A 17,355-nucleotide genomic window follows, 5' to 3' on the forward strand; every position below is an offset into this window, starting at 1 on the left:
TGTGTTTCAACAATCGGATCATTGATCGTTATTTCTTCCTGAATGACAATCGTTTCTTCCGGCACTTCAGTTTCAAATGTGGATTCCGTTGTTTCTTCAGGAATAGAGATCGACTCTTCGATCTCTTCCGTTTCTTCCGTGAGGTCGATGTGCTCGACGGTTTCAATTGCCTTGTTTTTGACGGCTTGTTTTTCCGCGAAGGAGAAGTCTTCCTGCAAGGCACCGTTCTCGCAACGGAATACACGTCCTGGGAAACGGTTGATTAATTCGTATTGATGCGTGGCGATGACGACGGTTTTGCCGCTATCGCAAATATCTTTCAGGAGTTCCACGAGTTGATAAGCGGTTTCCGGGTCGATATTTCCCGTCGGTTCGTCTGCCAGGATGATAGGAGGGGCGTTCAATAAAGCCCGTGCCAGCACGATGCGTTGTTGTTCCCCGCCGGATAGCTGGTGTGGGAATTTATCCCGCTTTTCCGGTAATCCGACTTTTTCCAGTACCTCGTTAATTCTTTCACGAATAGCTTTCTTGTCCTTCCAGCCCGTTGCTTTTAAAACGAATTCCAGATTGGCATACACGTTTCTGTCGGTCAGTAATTTAAAATCCTGGAACACGATACCGCATTTGCGGCGCAAGTAGGCTATTTGTGATTTTTTAATCTTGTTCAACTTGTAGCCAGCCACTTCTCCGGTGCCATATTTCAAGGGAAGTTCTGCATATAGAGTTTTCAGCAAGGATGTTTTCCCGCTACCGACTTTACCAATCAGGTAGACAAATTCACCCTCGGCGATCTCTAGCGACACCTCTTTTAATATGGTATTTTGTTGTTGGCGAATAACCGCATTTTCCAGTTTTATAATTGCTTCCACGCGTAGTAATTTATGATTTACAATTCTTTCAGTCCTTTGATGTTTGCTTCCGGGTCGGGCGAGTTGAACACGAAACTGCCGGCAACCAATGCATCCGCACCCGCGTCAACCAGACGTTTGCCTGTTGCAAAATTCACTCCGCCATCGATCTCTATCAAGGTATTTGCATTCGTTTCCCGGATTAATTGTTTCAATTTAATGACCTTATGGATGGTTTCCTCGATGAAACTTTGTCCGCCGAATCCCGGGTTCACGCTCATTAACAGCACAACATCAATATCCCGGATAACATCCTCCAAAAGCATAACGGGAGTATGCGGATTAAGGGAAACCCCGGCTTTCATGCCTTGTGCCTTGATCTGTTGGATTGTCCGGTGAAGATGGGTGCAAGCCTCGTAATGCACGGTCAGGATATCAGCACCCGCCTTGTGGAATGCCTCGACATACCTTTCGGGTTGCACGATCATCAAATGTACGTCCAAGGGCTTTTGTGCCGCCTTTTTTATTTGTGATACAACCGGAAGTCCGTACGATATATTGGGAACGAAAACACCGTCCATAACATCCAGATGGAACCAATCTGCTTCACTTCGATTAACCATCTCAATATCTTTGGAAAGATGCAAGAAATCTGCAGATAATAGTGAGGGAGAAACTATAACACTCATATGTCGGAGTTTAAAATTTAAAGTTTAGAGTAAATCAATTATTACTTGTACCAGCTGGCATACATGGAGTAGGAGTTGACGATACGTTCAACTTCTCCGCGCAACAATTCCGGTCCCATTTGTTTGAGTTTTTTAGCGGGAGCACCAGCATAAACCCATCCGGATTCTACCACGGTTCCTTTGGTAACCACGCTTCCGGCGGCAACGATGGAGTTGCTCTCGATCACGGCGTTGTCCAACACGATGGCTCCCATGCCAATTAGCACGTTGTCGTGAATCGTGCACCCGTGTACAACTGCATTGTGTGCGATAGATACGTTATTCCCGATATTGGTCGGGAATTTCTGGTACGTGGCGTGTATTGTCGCGTTATCTTGAACGTTTACTTTATTACCTAATTTTATATAGTGCACGTCACCTCTTAGTACGGCACCATACCATATACTACAATCGTCGCCCATCTCAACCTCTCCGATGATAGCGGCATTCTCAGCCAAGAAACAATTTTTACCGAATTTCGGCGTGTGTCCATTTAATTCTCTGATTATAGCCATAATTTATTTGAAAATTGAAAACTGAAGATTGAAAATGATATCAATATTCAATTTTGCGGTTCATGTTTTTTTTGACGAGTCGAAATTACGAAATATACGGCAGAAAACAAGCCGATAAACGGATATTAAGTATTCTTTTTTGGAACAAGATTTTCGAGAAGAACGTATAATGAGGTATAATTTCTAAACTAAATTACAGGAGGAATAGTTATGAGTATTGTGAAAAGAAACAACGATTTAAGACCATTTTACTCGTCTTTATTGGATGATTTTTTCTCGTCTTACGGGGAAACGATGGAACAGAGGAGATTACCGGCTCTTAACGTGAAGGAGAACGACAAGACATTGACCTTGGATCTGCAAGTGCCGGGGATGAGCAAAGACGACATCAAGCTGGACTACAAGGACGGCTACTTGACCATCTCATGCGAGAAGAAAGAGGAAAAAGAAGAAAAAGACAAAGATCAGAAATTTTTGCGAAAAGAATTTTCTTCCGTTTCTTTCCTCCGTACGGTAGAGTTGCCTGAAGACAAGTACGACGTGAGCAAAGCCGAAGCTTCGTATAAAGATGGTATTCTGGAAATTACAATGCCGAAGAACGAGGAGAAGGCTAAAATAAGCCAAACAATTCAGATTAAGTAGATAATTAGTACGCGGAGTTTTGACCGATTTCTCTAAAAAAAATCGGTCATTTTTTTTGCATTTAGAAAAAAGGTGTTACTTTTGCATCGCAATTGAGGGAACAACCTCAGGAGTTCTTAGATCATTTGAATGCGAAAATAGCTCAGTTGGTAGAGCATAACCTTGCCAAGGTTAGGGTCGCGGGTTCGAGTCCCGTTTTTCGCTCACTTTTTAAACGCGAAAGTAGCTCAGTTGGTAGAGCACGACCTTCCCAAGGTCGGGGTCGCGGGTTCGAGCCCCGTTTTTCGCTCATCTTGAAAAAGGCTGTCAAACATTTTTGACAGCCTTTTTCCTTTCCAGGAAAGTATTACTCGTTGAAATCAACGAAAACCCGGCTTTCACGTATCTTTTTGCAATAACTGCTTACTTTCACGTGTTCCGGGTGTACTTTGTAGCGGGCGAGAGCGTCGGTATCCTCAAAGGTGGAGATGAGAACGGCGTCGTATGCCATTTCGGAGTCCTTCACGTTAATCCCGACTTGTAGCGATTTGATTTCCGGAACGATGCCGACTAACTTTTCCAGGCTTTCTTTCATGATCCGGGCGTTTTCCGCTTTGGTTTTTCCTTCGGCAAACTCTTTGAGTTTCCACATGACGATATGTTTTAGCATACTTTTTGATTTTAAATAAAACGATGCAAAAATAGTCTTTTATCAAAAATAAAGCTAATTTTGGAAGCGAAGGAAGGAATATGTAGGGAAAGGTACAAGTAAAAGTAATATAAATAAATAAGTTATGGCAGAAAAAGCAAGAAGCTCGAAGGCATCGAAAAAACAGGCTGCTACCGATATAAATTTCAAATTCAAGAGTATTCGCACGAGTTGTAGCGACGTGATCGATTTCACGGGAAATAAACGTTATCGTACGGTTTTCCGGTTGAATGAGGTCGACACGCTGTACGTGGACACGGAAGTCATCAATAAGCAATTCGATGAACAACCTTGGGAAGCGAAAATCATTGCGGCTCTCGTGTACATGAATGGGGAGCAACCCGTGCTGGTGGCACAAAAAGAGGGGAAGGTTACGATTCCCGAAACGGAAGCGGTTTTTCAATTCTCGACCGGCTTTTCTGCCGAAGATTTTTCTAATTTTAAACTTCAGGAGGGTGTTTACCGGGTGCAAGTGGCTATAAACGGGCAGGCAGGTTTGTCGGATGAAATTCATCTGCTGGAACCGCACGATCTGTTCCGGGATTATTTCCAGCTGTTGGATATAGGATTTGATAAATGCGTGGAGGAGGCTCCCGACGTGCAACGTCCCCATTCGTATCAAGCATTTTCGAGTGAAGGCTTGGCTGATGTACGTTTTTACCTTGTAGCAGAGAACTTTCTGTCGAGCGAGTGGACGTATGAATTCATGATAAACGTGTTTGACGAGAGCGGAATGCTAAAGGCGAACCGGGTGGCTAAAGGCAATTATTATATCCCGAACCGGGAAGGGAAGCGTCTGCTTTGTTTTGCCTTGGACTTGGGTGCCGGACTGGATAATTTCTGGGAAAAAGGGGAGTATCGGGTGGAAGTGGTTTGTTTTGACCAACCTGTTATTCAACTGGAATTCGTGATAGGAGATCAAGATTTACCTTATAATTTCACGGATGAAATTGCCGCTGTCAACGGGCTGGTACACGAGGAGGCAGGGGCTTCGTCGATGCCGCGGGATAAAGAAGAAGCTTTGTCCCGTTTGTACCAATTGGTGGGGTTGCGCAAAGTGAAGGAGGAAATCACCCGGATGTACGAGTTGGCGGAATTCGTGAAAATGCGCCAGGAAAACGGTTTTAATGATAAACTTCCCGTGTTGAATATGATTCTCATGGGGAACCCGGGAACCGGAAAACACACGGTTGCGGGGATCGTGGGAGAGATTCTATACCATTTGGGAGTATTGGCGAACGGGAAAGTACATCCATACAAGAGGGAGGATTTCACACGTCCCGGGTACACGGTTGAAGAGCAGTTGATCCGGGAAGCGATCACGAAAAGTACGGGGGGAATCCTTTTGATCGAGGATGCCGATGAGTTGTACCCTACAAGTGACCCGAATGACCCGGCTATGCGTATTTTCACGATATTGTTGGGAATTTTGGAGCAGGAACAACCGGAGTTGGTTGTGGTCATGGCGGGAGATGGCGTGGCGTTACAAGCGATCGCGGATGGTATACCAGGAATGAAAAAATGTTTCCCGTACCAGTTTATTTTTGACGATTATTCGGCGGATGAATTAATGGAGATTACCCGCCAGATGTTGGAAAGACGGCAATTCAAGTTTACCCCGGAAGCGGAAAATAAATTTTCCGATATGCTGAAGGATTGTTGTTCCGTGAAGGAATCGGGATTCGATAACGGTAAGTTTATAGAAGAACGCTTGGATAATGCTGCTGCACAGTTGGCAAAACGGTTGATGGCGGATCGAAAAGGGACTCACTCGAAAGAAGATATGATGTTGATTCAAGTGGAAGATATTGAAACTTTGGAGCAACCGGACCCGACTAAATCTGTGGATGCATTAAACGGGATGATCGGGTCGAAAGAGTTGAAAAACAGCTTGATTAGCTATATCAATTATATTTATTTTATTCGGGAAAGACAGAAGCACGGTTACGCGGACGCGATTCCGCCTTTGCATATGCTGTTTACCGGAAACCGGGGAACCGGAAAAACGACGGTGGCACGGATGCTCGGGGAGATATTCGAGTCGGCGGGAGTGCTGGAAACTTCCATGGTGACGGTTAGGAGCAAGGGTGAACTTATCGGTGACGGTTCGATTCCCCCGCAGCAGATCGCGATGTACGTTTTTGAACAGGCGAGGGGTGGGATTCTCTTTTTGGAAGATGCCCACACGTTGTTTCAGGATAGCGTGGGTGCCGCGGCGTTGAGTGTTATTTTCGGGCAATTGTCACCCACGGATAACGGGGATACGATTGTAATCATGAGCGGCGATACGGAAGAAATGGATAAGGCTCTCGCGGGGAACCCGAGGGTGAAGTCGCTTTTCCCGTATCATTTCCATTTTGCCGACTACACGCCGGAGGAATTGCTGGAAATAGCCGTTCAGAAAATAACCGAGAAGAATTACACTTTGCACCCGAAGGCGAAAGAAGCTTTCAAGGCTTTGGTGACACAAGTATGCCAGGATCATGATAAATATTTCGGGAATGCTTTATTTGTCGAGAAGATGGTAGATAAAGCGATTCACAACCTGTCTGCCCGTACGATGAAGATCAGGAAAGAACGGGAACTTACCCGCAAGGAGATCACGACATTGATGGCTGCAGATATTCCCACTGCCACTTCGGAACTCCCGAATTCCTATAAAGATACTTTTGACGAGAAAGCGATTGCCTCGGCTTTGAAGGACTTGGACCGCATGGTGGGGCAGGAAAAACTCAAAAAGCAGATACACGATTTCATCGACTTGGCTCGCCATTATAACCAACAGGGCATCAAACTGAACACACGTTTGTCGTTGCAATGGTGTTTTACCGGTAATTCGGGAATGGGAAAAGGAACGGTTGCACGTATTATCGCCCGTATTTACAAGGCTATGGGTATCATAGACAAGAGTGAGGTCGTTAGTTTCAAGGTGGAACGGTTGATCGGGTTGACGGAAGAAGATGCCATGCAAAGTATCGGTACGGCTTTGTTGCAATCCAAGGGCGGGTTGTTCTTCTTTGATGAAGATTCCAGCAGCCTGAACGAGATTTCCGGTTTCCGTGATCGGGTAAGGGCTATACTCGTGAACCAGCTGGCAACGCAACCGGGTGCTTATAACGTGATATACGCCAAACAGGATCCGCCACGCCAGATTATCAACGACGAGGTAGAGAAGGTTTCCGATATGATTAATATTCTTGTGTTCGAGGATTACACGGAAGAAGAATTGATGGAGATACTGAAACGTGACCTGGCAACGGACAATACCCGCATGACCCGGACGGCGCAACAGCATATGGCTCAATTTATTTCTTATATCGTGACAAACAAGAAAAGAAGCCATGCCAGTGCACGTCTGATAAAGCTCGTGGCGGAAATGATGATTCGCAACCGGGTGCAGCGTTTGGCTAAAAACGGGCAGATGAACGATAAGGAACATACTTATTCCGTCACGAAGCAGGACGTGGAGATGTTCACCCCGCAAATGTTGGATAGTATGATCTCGGAACGGCAGACAATCGGGTACAAGCAATGAATCGTAGAATACTCCGTCTTGCTATTCCTTCTATCGTGTCGAATATCACCGTCCCTTTGCTGGGATTGGTGGACGTGACGATCGTGGGGCACCTGGGGGCTACCGCCTATATCGGTGCTATCGCGGTGGGGGGATTGTTGTTTAATATCTTGTACTGGAATTTCGGTTTTCTGCGCATGGGTACCAGCGGGTTGACTTCACAGGCATACGGGCGGGAAGACCGGGATGCCGAGGCGCGTGTGCTCGTGCAAGCCGTCAGCGTGGGGCTTATATCGGCAGTGATGATGTTGATCCTGCAATACCCTATCGAGCGCTTGGCTTTCAGGTTGCAGGACACGAGTGCCGAGGTGGAGCGGCATGCCGTTACTTATTTCCGGATATGTATCTGGGGAGCGCCTGCCGTGTTGGCGCAGTACGGTTTCACGGGGTGGTTTATCGGGATGCAGAATTCCCGCTACCCGATGTATATCGCGATTGTCATGAACGTGATTAATATATTGTGTAGTTCGTGTTTTGTATTTGTGCTCGGCATGAAGGTTGAAGGGGTTGCCTGGGGAACGGTAATCGCCCAGTATTGCGGGGTATTTATGGCAATGGGGTTGTGGTGGTTTAATTTTAAAGATTTGCGACTGCATATCAGGTTCCGGGGAAGCCTCCAGTTGCTTGCCATGCGTCGTTTTTTTGCCGTGAACAGGGATATATTTTTGCGCACGTTGTGCCTGATCGGGGTTACCACGTTTTTTACTTCCACGGGTGCACGGCAAGGAGACGTGATTCTGGCGGTAAATACTTTGTTGATGCAGTTGTTTACCTTGTTTTCTTATATCATGGACGGTTTTGCCTATGCAGGGGAAGCACTTGCCGGACGATACGTGGGGGCTTGCGACCTTCGTCGCCTGCGTCAGGCTGTACGGGCTTTATTCGGTTGGGGCGTAGGGTTATCGCTGGTGTTTACTGTATTATATGTTTTAGGTGGCGAGGGATTTTTAGGTTTGTTGACGAATGACGGGAACGTGATTCAGACGGCGAGCCATTATTTTTATTGGGTACTGGCTATTCCACTGGCTGGATTTGCCGCCTTCCTCTGGGATGGCATTTTGATCGGAGCCACGGCTACTCGATATATGTTGTGGGCTATGCTGGTTGCCTCCGGGGCGTTCTTTATTATTTATTACGCTTTTTCCGGTGCCACGAATAATCATATGTTATGGCTCTCGTTTCTTGTTTATCTGGCTTTACGGGGAATTATGCAAACGATATGGGCCGCCGGGTGCTTTCGGAGGATTATTTACAGAAGATGAAGAATATTTAATCGCTCCTTTCGTTGCCTCAAGGCTATCGATACGCTACCATATAAACCAATTATGAACGAATCATGAACGTAGCATAGACGTGGATTTGCGTTCATGATTCGTTTATGATAGGTTCATGCATGGTTTTTATGGTAGGGCAAAGGTGGGGCAGGGGGCACTTGGGGGTGGCGGAGAGGAAAAGTCGCTTGAAAAAGTTAATGCTTTTATGAAAAAGTCGCTTGAAAAAGTTTATATTTGCCTTTGGTAGATAACTAAGAACAGGAGATATGTCACATTTCATTCAAAATATTCATATAAAGAATTTCAAGTCGATAAAGGAAGTTCGTTTGGACGATTGCAAGCGAATAAATTTGCTAATAGGAAAACCTAATGTGGGAAAAAGCAATTTATTGGAAGCATTGTCGCTGTTTTGTTTACCTTTTTTGAAATATCTTAAAAAGAAAGATCTACAACAATTTATAAGGGTCGAGAATTTGTCTGAATTGTTTCATAATGGCGCTATCGAGGATGATATTCAGGTTTGGGCGGATGGAATGGAAGCATTGCTTAAATGGGTACCACAGAATGGAATCGAAGTGAGATTGCGTTATTCCGTTTCTGGGGAAGAGATCGTTTTACCTTTCTCAAGTTCATTGGCATACACAAAAAAAAATATGCCGGATGTGGCGGGAAATATGTTCCGTGGTTATTTTTTCCCGACTTGTTTTAATAAAGAGTCTGGTTTGCAGGATTTTTTATTGCCTCCTTCGGGTGATAATCTGATGGGAGTTGTTGCTCAATTGCCATTATTGAAAAACGAACTTACGGGTATATTCCATGAATATGGGTTGAAATACGTTTTTGATACCGGTAGCCAGGAAATAAAGATCATGAAAGAGAATAGCGATCAAAATATATTTCTTGTTCCGTTTCATTCTTTGTCAGATACATTACAGCGATTAATATTTTATAAAGCTGCTATACAAAGTAATAAACAATGCGTGTTGTTATTCGAGGAACCGGAAGCGCACACGTATCCGCCTTATATTGCCAATGTGGTGCAAAGTATTATAGATGATGTAGAAAACCAGTATTTTATTACTACACATAGCCCTTATATCACGAATGCTTTACTGGAGTTGTTAAATGGGGAACTGGCGATTTATTTTACAGGAATGCATATGGGAAACACTTTCGTGCAAAGAGCCACGGATGAAGAGTTGCAGGAGATGTATGAAAGCGGTGTTGATATGTTCTTCAATTTAGAAACTTACCTGAAACGATGAAAGATTTATTTATTATACCGGAATGCTATATTGACACGAATCTAGTTGAAACGTTGATTGCAACAGAAGGGTGTAATCATCAGAAAGGGTGTAATACTGTGGTCAATACAATGAAGAGAAGATTCGGAGATAAGTTTGCAGTCGGGATTATTGACCATGATAAACGGTAGGTCGGGTATGTTTCGGAATTCATAGAAATAGCACACACGGATTCTTTATCATTGAAAAAACATAAGGATAATTTTCATTATTTGATAATGATTTCTCCTGCAATGGATGGTTTTATCTTAAAATGTGCAGATGAACTGGAAATTCATGTGGAAGAATACGGTTTTTCTTCTTGTTTAAAAAGTTTTACTTCAATCACGAAATCGATAACCAGCAAGGATGATCCTAACTTTAAGAAATTGTTCAAGGTGTTGCGGAAGTCTTCTGAAATGGTTATTTTGAAAAAATGGCTCGAATATTTAAAATGCAATCAATACCGTTGTGATGTAGAGATATTAAAGAGGATGACTTTGAATTAGGGAATTCAGAGAGGAAAGAATTTTACCCATGTATTTTGTAATCAGATCTATTGTCGGTTTGTTCGTGAATTAATAAACCATCGTTTATTGCGATGCAAATATACATCATTTTTGCTTATCGCAAATCTTTGATACAATAATTTTTATTTCTCGCAACTAGATATTTAGTTTTTGGGGCAATAACTCAAGAGCGTTCCTTTTTGTCATGTTATTAAACGATCGTTTTTCGATATAAAATACGTTTATCGCAACAGTTTTCGTGCGTCTATAATACATAGCACTGTTTAAGTGGGGTGTGCGAAACACATGGCAATAAATCAGGACCGGTAATAGGGTTAGTGCGCGAAGCGCGTCCGATCGGTTGGTAGAATAAATTTACATGATCGAGGATAAGAAAGTACATTGGTATGTCGCTTACACGCGGGTAAATCAAGAATTATTAGTCAAAAAAAAACTGGACGAACTGGGAATCGAGAATTTTCTTCCGCTAGATGAACAACTGCGGGATACTCCGTTTGGTCGAAAGACTATTCGTGTACCTTTGATTCACGGTATGATTTTTATCCGCACGGACAAGGTGACGAGTTTCTCCTTGCTTAACGAGTATTCCCTGAACATGGTTTACCTGAAAGATATAGAAGGACGCGGTTCCTTGATCGTTCCCGACAAGCAGATGGAAGATTTCATGTTCCTGCTGGATTTCTCTCCCGAGGGAATAGAGATATTGAATAAAGACCTCAAGCGGGGTGACCGTGTTCGGGTGATTAAAGGACCGTTGGTGGGTCTGGAAGGAGAGTTGGTCCGTTTGCGAGGTCACAAGCGGGTGGTGATCCGCCTGGAAGGAGTGGCGTCGATCGCCACGTCTTACATCCCCGGTTCATTCCTTGAAAAAATAGAGTAGCGAATGGATAGATTCAAGATTTATGAAATTATAAATCTGACGTTGTAAATCAAAAATTACAGATGGAAAAAGGTTTGTTTCACGATTTGTACAGGCAACTGGACAATCTTGATCTCCGGTCGTGTTCCCCCGCGAGCTTGTCGGGATTGCTGCACGGATACCTGACGGTGTACTCGATGGTACGGGTGTACCCTTGGCTGGAGCGTGATTTTGGTACCCCCGGTGATATTCACGAGCGAGCGAAATCAATCGTTCACTTGTATCCCGGGCAGTTGCAAAGCGATGATATTCCCGTGGATACCCGTGCGGGTTACGCGGCGGACAAGATGGATGTCTACCAGTTGTACTCGGACTTGAATTACCTTAAAAACGGTTTGGACGCGGCGTACCGTATCCTGTCGTCACGTGGGAACGGCAAGATCTTGTTGCCTTGCCGGACGCCTAATATTTGTCGTTTGTTGTGTAATTGTTACTATTTTGCCAGAGACGGGGAGTGCGGGGAACTTGCCGGTCGTTTGGTAACGGAGGCGTTGGGATATATTCGTGGCGGGGCCCGTGGCGTGTTGCTATCGTGGTGGGAGGCAATTTGCTTGTACGGTGACGCCGTGGGAGCGATGATGTTGCCCGGGGAAGATTATAAACGGCTGGAGGAGGAACGGGCTCGTTTGCGGGTGAGCGTGGAGCGGGAGGAGGAGAAGAAGGTTGCACTTTTCCGGCAGACGGGACAGGAGGCAGACTTCGGTCTGATGTCGGATGTTTTTTATATCTTGGCAAAACGGGAGTTCAATAAAATTACTATACCATGAAAATATCAGTGGCTGGAACCGGTTATGTCGGTTTGAGCATCGCGACCTTGTTGGCACAACACAACGAGGTGACAGCCGTGGACATTGTCCCGGAACGGGTGGAACTGGTGAATAACAAGAAATCACCCATTCAGGATGATTACATAGAGGAATACCTGGCAACGAAACCCTTGAACCTTCGGGCAACGACGGACTGGGAGGCGGGGTACCGGGATGCCGAGTTCGTGGTGATCGCCGCCCCGACGAATTATGACAGCCAAAAGAACTTTTTTGACACCTCGGCGGTGGAAGACGTGATCGGGAAGGTGTTACAAGTGAACCTGAATGCCGTGATGGTGATCAAGAGCACGATCCCGGTGGGTTACACGAGAAGTGCCCGGGAGAAGTTCAACACGCGGAACATCATTTTCGCTCCGGAGTTCTTGCGGGAGAGCAAGGCGCTTTACGATAACCTCTACCCGTCGCGGATCATCGTGGGATACGACCAGTCGGACAAGGAGCAGGAGGCGAAGGCACGGCTGTTTGCCGGGTTGATCAAGGAGGGGGCGATCGAGCAAAACGTACCGGTGCTTTACATGGGCAGCACGGAAGCGGAGGCGGTGAAGTTGTTCGCCAACACGTACCTGGCTTTGCGGGTAAGCTACTTCAACGAGCTGGACACGTACGCCGAGTTGAAGGGATTGGACACGCGGCAGATCATCGAGGGCGTTTGCCTTGACCCGCGTATCGGGGACCATTACAACAACCCGAGTTTTGGTTACGGCGGGTATTGCCTGCCGAAGGACACGAAACAGTTGCTGGCGAACTACGCCGACGTGCCGCAGGACATGATGAGCGCCATCGTGGAGAGCAACCGCACGCGAAAGGATTTCATCGCCGACCAGGTGTTGAAGATGGCGGGTTACTACAAGTCGAACAGCGTTTACGACGCCTCACGGGAGCACGCTTGCACGATCGGTGTTTACCGCCTGACGATGAAGTCGAACTCGGACAACTTCCGGCAGTCGAGCATCCAAGGGGTGATGAAGCGGGTGAAAGCCAAGGGTGCACGGGTGATCGTGCACGAGCCCACGCTGGAAGACGGGACGACGTTCTTCGGCAGCGAGGTGGTGAACGACCTGGAGCGTTTCAAGCGGGAGAGCCAGGCGATCATCGCCAACCGGTATGACGCCTGCCTGGATGACGTGGCGGGAAAGGTGTACACGAGGGATGTTTTTAAAAGGGATTGATAATTAAATAGATAAATGAAGATACTTGTAACGGGAGCGGCGGGTTTTATCGGTTTCCACGTGGTGAAACGCCTGCTGGAGCGGGGCGATGAAGTGGTCGGGTTGGATAACATCAACGATTATTACGACGTGAACCTGAAGTACGCCCGGTTGGCGGAAACGGGGATCACGCGGGAAGGTATTGAACCCGGGAAGCTGGTGCGGGGCGGGAGGTACCCGTTGTACCGTTTTGTCAGGATGAACCTGGAGGACCGGGAGCGATTGCCGGAACTGTTCGCGCGGGAGAAGTTCGACCGGGTGGTCAACCTTGCCGCGCAGGCGGGAGTGCGTTACTCCCTCGAGAACCCGTTCGCCTACGTGGACAGTAACCTGGTGGGATTCGTGAACGTGCTGGAGTGTTGCCGTCATCATGGCATACAGCACTTGGTTTACGCCTCCTCGAGCAGCGTGTACGGGTCGAATGACAAGGTTCCTTTCTCGGAAGATGACCGGGTGGACGATCCGGTGAGCCTGTACGCCGCCACGAAGAAGGCGAACGAGTTGATGGCGAGTTGCTATTCGAGGCTTTACGGTATACCCGCCACGGGATTGCGGTTCTTCACGGTTTACGGCCCGTGGGGACGTCCGGACATGGCACCGATGCTTTTCGCTAAAGCGATCGTGAACGGGGAACCGATCAAGGTGTTCAACCGGGGTGACTTGAGCCGGGATTTCACGTACATCGATGACATCGTGGAAGGAGTGCTCCGGGTACTGGATAAAGTGCCGGGAGGCGATGGGGAGTGCCGTCACGAGGTGTACAACATCGGTTGTTCCTCGCCGGTGAAGTTGATGGATTTCATCGAGTGCCTGGAAAACGCCCTTGGCAAGAGAGCGGAGAAGGTCTACTTGCCGATGCAGCCGGGCGACGTGTACCGGACTTACGCCGACACGTCTAAACTGGAACGGGAAGTGGGGTACAAGCCGAGCGTGGCGTTGGAAGAAGGCGTTGGAGAGTTCGTGGGGTGGTGGAGAAAGTTTTATTGTTTTTGAGTTCTCGGGATATTTTCATATTTTTGTGGGAAATGATATAATAACAATAGAGTATGTCGCTGGATTACTTGAAAGAACGTTACGTTAACCCTTACACCGATTTCGGTTTCAAGCGGTTGTTCGGGGAGGAGATGAACAAGGATTTGTTGATCAGTTTCCTCAATGCCTTGTTGGGCGAGGAACAACATGTTGTAGACGTGACGTACTTGCGTAACGAGCGGTTGGGGTTTCTAGAGAAGGATCGCAAGGCTGTGTTCGACGTGTATTGCGAGAATGACCGTGGAGGGAAGTTTATCGTGGAGATGCAGAAAGCTGAGCAGCAATTTTTCAAGGACCGCAGTGTATTTTACTCGACGTTCCCGATCCGGGACCAGGCGAAACAGGGGAAATGGGATTTCGAGTTGAAATCTGTTTACATGATCGGGGTGTTGGATTTTGTTTTTGACGAGGATAAAGACGTGGATGCTTACTATCACCACGAGGTGAAGTTGATGGACGTCCGGAAGAAGGAAGTATTTTATGACAAGCTGACGTTCATTTACCTGGAGATGCCAAAATTCACGAAGCGGGAAGATGAGCTGGTGACGTTGTTCGACAAGTGGATGTACGTGTTGAAGAACTTGCCCTGCTTGCTGGAGCGTCCAGGGGCTTTGCAAGAACGGGTTTTCGAGCGTTTGTTCCGTGTGGCGGAGATCGCCCGTTTTGACAAGCGGGAGTTGATGGAGTACGAGGAAAGCTTGAAAGTGTTCCGGGATTTGGATAACGTGATCACCACTGCCGAGTTGAAAGGACGTGCAGAAGGTGAAATGAAGAAGGCAAAAGAGATTGTTGCCAAATTGAAGGCACGAAACGTCTCCTTGGAGGAGATCGCCGAGATCACGGGATTATCGGTAGAAGAAATTGCCGGGTTATAGATACTTAATATCAGATATTTACAATTTAAGATAAATTTTTTAATGAAACTCAGTTAGGGCGCCCCCAAAGTGTCCTAATGAAGGGAAATGCCCTTGTTCGAGAGTCTATTTAAAATCAATGAAAGGAATAGTATTAGCGGGAGGTAGCGGTACAAGGTTGTACCCTATCACCAAGGGTATCTCTAAACAATTGATGCCCATTTATGACAAACCGATGGTGTATTATCCCATTTCCGTGTTGATGTTAGCCGGTATTCGGGATATTTTGATTATCTCCACGCCGCATGATTTGCCCGGGTTCAAGCGTTTGTTGGGCGACGGGGCCGATTACGGGGTGCGTTTTGAATACGCCGAACAGCCATCCCCGGACGGGTTGGCGCAAGCGTTCACGATCGGTGCGGATTTTATCGGGGAGGATTCCGCTTGTTTGGTGCTTGGCGATAATATATTCCACGGTTCCGGTTTCACGGGTATGCTTAAAGAGGCTGTTCGTGCGGCGAACGAGGAGAAGAATGCGACCGTTTTCGGTTACTGGGTTAGTGACCCGGAACGTTACGGGGTGGCAGAATTTGACAAGGATGGGAATTGTCTTTCCATAGAGGAGAAACCGGCTTGCCCGAGAAGTAATTACGCCGTTGTCGGTTTGTATTTTTACCCGAACAAGGTGGTTGAAGTGGCTAGAAACATCAAGCCTTCCGCTCGCGGGGAATACGAGATCACAACGGTAAACCAGAAGTTTCTGGCTGACGGGGAATTAAAGGTGCAGACACTCGGTCGCGGTTTTGCCTGGCTTGACACGGGCACGCACGATTCCTTGTCGGAAGCGTCCACTTATATCGAGGTACTGGAAAAACGGCAGGGGTTGAAAGTGGCTTGTCTCGAGGGTATCGCTTATCGCCAGGGGTGGATCACGGAAGAGCGCATGCGAGAACTCGCTCAACCAATGCTCAAGAACCAATACGGTCAGTATCTTCTCAAAGTGATTGAAGAGAAGAAATAAAAAATTGATCCTTGACATTAGGTCACGATGCCCGTTACGCTATCGACTCCACCAAACTCCAACGAGAACTTGGCTGGGAGCTGAGTTTGCAATTCGAAGAAGGTATCGAGAAGACCGTCAAATGGTATCTGGACAATGAGAAATGGCTCAAGAATATCACCTCGGGTGAGTATGTGACACACTATTCGGACATGTATGATAACAGATAAATTCCATTAAAGGATAATGTCCAATATTTAGTAGATAGACAGTTGCTTTTTTGAAATTTGTAATTAAAAAACTTGTGGAATATTTCAGTGACCCATCCCGCAATCTCTCGAGTTTTAGTTATAAATCAAAAACTTTCTCATAGATAGTTAAATATTGAAATGTTAAATATTTTTTCGATTTGCTTTCCAAAGAAGTAAGGTTGTGTGGGTGAATACTTATTTTTTACAAACTATTAACAAATAGTATAAATAATCAACTAAAATGTAGTAACAATGATTAACGTTGGTATTATCGGATGCGGCTTCGTTGGTGGAGCCCTCAAAGATTGGTTGGAACACAATAACCCGGAGTGTAAACTGTTCATCAGCGACCCAGCAAAGGGTTATCACGATGACCTTACTAACATCGATATAGCATTTTTGCAGATTCATGTACCTACCGAGGACGACGGCACACAAGACCTTCGCCTTATGAAGAAGCTTATCAGTAACCTTCCTGATATACCAGTATTCGTGCGCACCACTATCCTCCCAGGCACAAGCGACATGCTTTCTCGAGAAACGGGTCACAAGGTACACTATATGCCAGAGTTTCTCACAGAGCGTACCCATATCGAGGACTTCAAGAAGCAAACAATGGTATTTACGGGAGCACACGAGTTGCTCACAAAAATTTTTGTAGGTAAAAAGTTTACAGTTATGTCACCTCTTGAGGCAGAGCTCACTAAGTATATGCACAATGTATTTGGTGCATACAAGGTGACATATTTTAATGCTTGTCGTGAGTATTGTGAACAGATGGGTGGTGACTGGCGCAAAGTACATACAGGCATGCTTCTCTCCGGTTACATTAACGACACCCATACTTACGTCCCAGGACCAGATGGCAAATTTGGCTATGGTGGTAAGTGTTTCCCTAAAGATGTGAATGCTTTTGCCAAAATGACCAAGGGTACACCTCTCGGAACTCTTCTTGAGCATCTTCATGAATTGAATATTCACTTCCGAGGATTTGAAGAGAAAATATAATGAATTTAGGAAGTATATCAAATTAAAGTAATGCTGGCAATAGGATATTTGTAATGTAGGGCTTTATATTGTTACTAGAATCTAATGATATTTAGATTTTTATATGAATAAGTAGAAATACAATATGCATATTGTCCACACATCATTTGATATGTAGATTTGTACAATTCTTTC

Annotated in this window: 14 protein-coding genes, 2 tRNA genes and 2 pseudogenes; 14 read left to right on the plus strand and 4 right to left on the minus strand. The window is 46.0% G+C overall.

The annotated features are described in order from the left end of the window. Positions 1-143: 143 nt before the first annotated feature. The 3 genes and pseudogenes from BN8899_RS16530 to BN8899_RS16540 form a co-directional block, all read right to left on the minus strand. Positions 144-869, minus strand: a pseudogene (locus BN8899_RS16530) (cell division ATP-binding protein FtsE); the annotation flags it as partial. Between the two features lie 17 nt (positions 870-886). Then, complete coding sequence (gene rpe, locus BN8899_RS16535; protein WP_065220224.1) at positions 887-1,537, minus strand: ribulose-phosphate 3-epimerase; 651 nt, start codon at positions 1,535-1,537, stop codon at positions 887-889. Between the two features lie 41 nt (positions 1,538-1,578). Continuing rightward, positions 1,579-2,091: a gamma carbonic anhydrase family protein gene (locus tag BN8899_RS16540; RefSeq protein ID WP_065220225.1), complete on the minus strand. Its 513-nt coding sequence runs from the start codon at positions 2,089-2,091 to the stop codon at positions 1,579-1,581. Between the two features lie 210 nt (positions 2,092-2,301). On the opposite strand from BN8899_RS16540, the gene BN8899_RS16545 reads away from it, so the two are divergent. The 3 genes from BN8899_RS16545 to BN8899_RS16555 all read left to right on the plus strand — a co-directional run bounded on the left by BN8899_RS16545 (position 2,302) and on the right by BN8899_RS16555 (position 3,022). Next, a complete protein-coding gene (locus BN8899_RS16545; protein WP_065220226.1) occupies positions 2,302-2,733 on the plus strand; it encodes an Hsp20/alpha crystallin family protein in 432 nt (143 codons plus the stop codon). A 131-nt stretch (positions 2,734-2,864) separates the two neighbouring features. Then, positions 2,865-2,937: transfer RNA gene (locus BN8899_RS16550), tRNA-Gly, on the plus strand. Positions 2,938-2,949: 12 nt separating this feature from the next. Continuing rightward, positions 2,950-3,022 (plus strand) — tRNA-Gly (locus BN8899_RS16555). 57 nt (positions 3,023-3,079) lie between these two features. On the opposite strand, the gene BN8899_RS16560 is transcribed toward BN8899_RS16555, so the two are convergent. Beyond that, positions 3,080-3,382 carry a Dabb family protein gene (locus BN8899_RS16560; protein WP_065220227.1) on the minus strand — a complete coding sequence of 101 codons (303 nt, stop codon included), beginning with the start codon at positions 3,380-3,382 and terminating at the stop codon, positions 3,080-3,082. 124 nt (positions 3,383-3,506) lie between these two features. Between BN8899_RS16560 and BN8899_RS16565 the strand changes: the two genes are divergently transcribed. The 11 genes and pseudogenes from BN8899_RS16565 (at position 3,507) to BN8899_RS16620 (ending at position 17,181) form a co-directional block, all read left to right on the plus strand. Continuing rightward, entirely contained in the window at positions 3,507-6,956 is a 3,450-nt protein-coding gene (locus BN8899_RS16565; protein ID WP_065220228.1) for an AAA family ATPase, read from the plus strand. Further along, the gene (locus tag BN8899_RS16570; protein ID WP_065220229.1) at positions 6,953-8,257 is read left to right on the plus strand and encodes an MATE family efflux transporter; all 1,305 of its coding nucleotides are present in this window, start codon (positions 6,953-6,955) and stop codon (positions 8,255-8,257) included. The genes BN8899_RS16565 and BN8899_RS16570 overlap by 4 nt, the downstream gene beginning before the upstream one ends. Before the next feature lie 278 nt (positions 8,258-8,535). After that, on the plus strand, positions 8,536-9,534 hold the full coding sequence (locus BN8899_RS20500) for an AAA family ATPase (protein WP_082987106.1): 999 nt from the start codon (positions 8,536-8,538) through the stop codon (positions 9,532-9,534). A 906-nt stretch (positions 9,535-10,440) separates the two neighbouring features. Continuing rightward, on the plus strand, positions 10,441-10,962 hold the full coding sequence (locus tag BN8899_RS16585) for a UpxY family transcription antiterminator (protein WP_065220230.1): 522 nt from the start codon (positions 10,441-10,443) through the stop codon (positions 10,960-10,962). A 62-nt stretch (positions 10,963-11,024) separates the two neighbouring features. Beyond that, positions 11,025-11,768, plus strand: coding sequence for a hypothetical protein (locus tag BN8899_RS16590; RefSeq protein ID WP_065220231.1), 744 nt, complete (start codon positions 11,025-11,027; stop codon positions 11,766-11,768). Beyond that, the gene (locus BN8899_RS16595; RefSeq protein WP_065220232.1) at positions 11,765-12,997 is read left to right on the plus strand and encodes a nucleotide sugar dehydrogenase; all 1,233 of its coding nucleotides are present in this window, start codon (positions 11,765-11,767) and stop codon (positions 12,995-12,997) included. The genes BN8899_RS16590 and BN8899_RS16595 overlap by 4 nt, the downstream gene beginning before the upstream one ends. Before the next feature lie 15 nt (positions 12,998-13,012). Beyond that, complete coding sequence (locus tag BN8899_RS16600) at positions 13,013-14,029, plus strand: NAD-dependent epimerase (protein WP_065220233.1); 1,017 nt, start codon at positions 13,013-13,015, stop codon at positions 14,027-14,029. Positions 14,030-14,082: 53 nt separating this feature from the next. Beyond that, positions 14,083-14,943 (plus strand): Rpn family recombination-promoting nuclease/putative transposase, encoded by an 861-nt coding sequence (locus BN8899_RS16605; RefSeq protein ID WP_065220234.1) that lies wholly within the window; start codon positions 14,083-14,085, stop codon positions 14,941-14,943. A 118-nt stretch (positions 14,944-15,061) separates the two neighbouring features. Then, entirely contained in the window at positions 15,062-15,943 is an 882-nt protein-coding gene (gene rfbA, locus BN8899_RS16610) for a glucose-1-phosphate thymidylyltransferase RfbA (RefSeq protein WP_065220235.1), read from the plus strand. A gap of 17 nt (positions 15,944-15,960) precedes the next feature. Next, positions 15,961-16,152: pseudogene (locus BN8899_RS16615) on the plus strand (dTDP-glucose 4,6-dehydratase); the annotation flags it as partial. Positions 16,153-16,425: 273 nt separating this feature from the next. Beyond that, positions 16,426-17,181, plus strand: a complete 756-nt coding sequence (locus tag BN8899_RS16620) for a Rossmann-fold NAD(P)-binding domain-containing protein (protein WP_065220237.1) — start codon at positions 16,426-16,428, stop codon at positions 17,179-17,181. The last annotated feature ends 174 nt before the right edge of the window (positions 17,182-17,355 follow it).

Origin of the sequence: Butyricimonas sp. Marseille-P2440 (genome assembly GCF_900091675.1) — a bacterium.
In the GTDB taxonomy this organism is placed as follows: Bacteria; Bacteroidota; Bacteroidia; order Bacteroidales; family Marinifilaceae; genus Butyricimonas; species Butyricimonas synergistica.

Bases quoted from the DNA above. Each gene is read 5' to 3' on its own strand.
- rpe (WP_065220224.1), bottom strand. From the start codon at position 1,537: ATGAGTGTTATAGTTTCTCCCTCACTATTATCTGCAGATTTCTTGCAT.
- BN8899_RS16540 (WP_065220225.1), bottom strand. From the start codon at position 2,091: ATGGCTATAATCAGAGAATTAAATGGACACACGCCGAAATTCGGTAAA.
- BN8899_RS16545 (WP_065220226.1), top strand. From the start codon at position 2,302: ATGAGTATTGTGAAAAGAAACAACGATTTAAGACCATTTTACTCGTCT.
- BN8899_RS16560 (WP_065220227.1), bottom strand. From the start codon at position 3,382: ATGCTAAAACATATCGTCATGTGGAAACTCAAAGAGTTTGCCGAAGGA.
- BN8899_RS16565 (WP_065220228.1), top strand. From the start codon at position 3,507: ATGGCAGAAAAAGCAAGAAGCTCGAAGGCATCGAAAAAACAGGCTGCT.
- BN8899_RS16570 (WP_065220229.1), top strand. From the start codon at position 6,953: ATGAATCGTAGAATACTCCGTCTTGCTATTCCTTCTATCGTGTCGAAT.
- BN8899_RS20500 (WP_082987106.1), top strand. From the start codon at position 8,536: ATGTCACATTTCATTCAAAATATTCATATAAAGAATTTCAAGTCGATA.
- BN8899_RS16585 (WP_065220230.1), top strand. From the start codon at position 10,441: ATGATCGAGGATAAGAAAGTACATTGGTATGTCGCTTACACGCGGGTA.
- BN8899_RS16590 (WP_065220231.1), top strand. From the start codon at position 11,025: ATGGAAAAAGGTTTGTTTCACGATTTGTACAGGCAACTGGACAATCTT.
- BN8899_RS16595 (WP_065220232.1), top strand. From the start codon at position 11,765: ATGAAAATATCAGTGGCTGGAACCGGTTATGTCGGTTTGAGCATCGCG.
- BN8899_RS16600 (WP_065220233.1), top strand. From the start codon at position 13,013: ATGAAGATACTTGTAACGGGAGCGGCGGGTTTTATCGGTTTCCACGTG.
- BN8899_RS16605 (WP_065220234.1), top strand. From the start codon at position 14,083: ATGTCGCTGGATTACTTGAAAGAACGTTACGTTAACCCTTACACCGAT.
- rfbA (WP_065220235.1), top strand. From the start codon at position 15,062: ATGAAAGGAATAGTATTAGCGGGAGGTAGCGGTACAAGGTTGTACCCT.
- BN8899_RS16620 (WP_065220237.1), top strand. From the start codon at position 16,426: ATGATTAACGTTGGTATTATCGGATGCGGCTTCGTTGGTGGAGCCCTC.